Origin of the sequence: Dorea sp. MB18-49, from assembly GCF_023669465.1 — a bacterium.
GTDB classification, from domain to species: Bacteria; Bacillota; Clostridia; order Lachnospirales; family Lachnospiraceae; genus Dorea_A; species Dorea_A longicatena.
In genome coordinates, this window is record NZ_JAMOYX010000096.1 from 1 (window position 1) to 2,145 (window position 2,145).

Here is a 2,145-nt window from a genome sequence, read left to right on the forward strand (position 1 = left end):
ACATTAGAAGGATGTATTTTAAAAATATTATCCAAAAATACATCTTATGGTTATGAAATTGTTACAACTCTTCTGGGTTATGGATTTAAAGATATAAAGGAAGGAACCATTTATCCATTATTGGTTCGTCTTGAAAAAAAAGGAATTATTACCTCTGAGATGCAGCCTTCTCCACTGGGTCCAAGCAGAAAATATTATTCCATTACACCAGATGGAGTAGAATATTTGAACGAATTTAAAACAAACTGGAAACAGATATCCCAATCTGTAAACCAGGTATTTGATACGGAGGTATAAAATCATGTTGAATAAAAAAGATCAAAAAATAATACGGCAAATGATGCGCCATATCCGTACCTTTCCTTTGTTAGATTCTGAAATTAGGCAATTTGAACGGGATCTTACTGGAATGGCTCTTGAAGCTGAAAAACGTGGAGAAGATTTTGAAGATGTTTTGGACATGACCCCAACTGAATTTTGTGATGAATTGCTTTACTCTATCGGTGGCAGCAAGGCTCCAGGTGGTCGCTATCTGTTAAAAAGTGCCGGAATTTATTATCAATTAACAGGAATTCTTGGAACAGCACTTTTTTCACTAATCCTATTACTTGCATTATTTTATACAATTATAATTCCGTCTGAACTTGCACAAACCGGATTACTTGTATTATTTGTTGCAGCAATTGGTCTTACTTTCTTTTTGCTATCTTTATCATTTGGGAATACCGCTGAACGCGATTGTGGCACAACCGAAAAATCTGCACAGCTCGTGAATAATGGGAAGATTTTGTTGGTAACTGCAGTTATCTTCGATATCGTAGTTACTCTTTATATGATTTTTAATGCTGGAGCGTCTGTAGGACATTTTAATTATAAGCTTCCGCTTCTTATGCAGGTTATTATCTTTTTCTCCTGTTATATGCCGGCAATTCTGTATATTATCGGTGCGAAGAGGAATCTGCCACGAGAGTACGTTTTAAATGAGCTATAGTAATACCTAATTATATGTAGAAAAGTCAGGAAGATTAAATATAATCAACCTGACTTTTTTATCAAAGATTATGATCAGTTTCTCTCTTTTCCTACTGGGCAAGTCCTCGTGAATTGCTTTCATGCAATTTAGTCAAAAAGAAAGCCCCTGTATAAAACAGAGCCTCTGGCATTTTTTTTGAGAGTCTGCATTCTCTAGCCAGATTGTGGTAAATGCCAAACCCTTATAAAACTCGCAAGGCATTAATCCTCTGGCACAACACCTTACTTCTTCGCTTAACAGACACTCAAGTTGCCTATTGGTATTATTACAATAAACTTCATACAAATTTATGTCAATTGCTCTTTAATATAATACATCATTTTCTTATATTACAATTTGCTTAGATAATTCTCTAATTGATGAAAAATACCAACTATATTTACAATATCTTTTCTTACATCAAATATCACGATATAATTCATTTGTGGAATAACCGCCTCATAATATCCTTTTTTTGCCAAATACATATCCCGACTTTTCGGAAATTGGTATGGATTCTCCACCAATCGGTCATAAATACTTTCTACACTATCTAACAAATGTTTTGCAGCTTCTTTGTTTTTCAGGCGGTAAATCAAATGATACACAAGATTATCAAGTAATTCGTCTGCATGATCTGTAACATTTAATTTATAAACCATACTTTGCCCTCATTTCACCCAGTGCCTTTCTTGCATCTTTTACCTGCTCTGTTTCGATCTGCCTTTCAGATATTTCAATATCGCGATACATTGCAAGCTGTTTCATTGTCGATTCATAATTCTCCATACTCATGATAACCATATCTCCATATCCATTTTTTGTAATATAGATAGGTTCCTCTGTCCTATGACACATCTCAGAAATTTCAGAAGTATTTTTCAATTCTTTTATAGGAATTATTTGTGGCATAATCAGCACCTCCTTTTATGGTTTAATTATACCATAATTATGTCCTTTTTCAATCTTTATATACTATTATATGATAATAATCCAATTCACCCCAATTTTTCGGTTCAATAACAGATTATTTTTCTTGTAAATCTATTTTCTGGTGTAAAAGACTTCTGATCTTATTTCTTAATTGTATCTATTGTGTATTTCCTTTTTTGGTTCATACAGTTCATATACTT

General features: G+C 33.2%; 4 protein-coding genes. 2 read left to right on the forward strand and 2 right to left on the reverse strand.

Annotation, left to right across the window (positions count from 1 at the left end):
- Both NCY30_RS14855 and NCY30_RS14860 read left to right on the forward strand, forming a co-directional pair.
- Positions 1 to 297, forward strand: a 297-nt coding sequence (locus NCY30_RS14855) for a PadR family transcriptional regulator (RefSeq protein ID WP_250818879.1), incomplete at its 5' end; no start/stop codon positions are given.
- Positions 298 to 301: 4 nt separating this feature from the next.
- A complete protein-coding gene (locus NCY30_RS14860) occupies positions 302 to 991 on the forward strand; it encodes a UPF0261 family protein (protein ID WP_161169931.1) in 690 nt (229 codons plus the stop codon).
- A 371-nt stretch (positions 992 to 1,362) separates the two neighbouring features.
- On the opposite strand, the gene NCY30_RS14865 is transcribed toward NCY30_RS14860, so the two are convergent.
- The gene (locus NCY30_RS14865; protein ID WP_117597511.1) at positions 1,363 to 1,674 is read right to left on the reverse strand and encodes a type II toxin-antitoxin system RelE/ParE family toxin; all 312 of its coding nucleotides are present in this window, start codon (positions 1,672 to 1,674) and stop codon (positions 1,363 to 1,365) included.
- A complete protein-coding gene (locus tag NCY30_RS14870) occupies positions 1,664 to 1,924 on the reverse strand; it encodes a type II toxin-antitoxin system Phd/YefM family antitoxin (RefSeq protein WP_161159885.1) in 261 nt (86 codons plus the stop codon). The genes NCY30_RS14865 and NCY30_RS14870 overlap by 11 nt, the downstream gene beginning before the upstream one ends.
- Between the last annotated feature and the right edge of the window lie 221 nt (positions 1,925 to 2,145).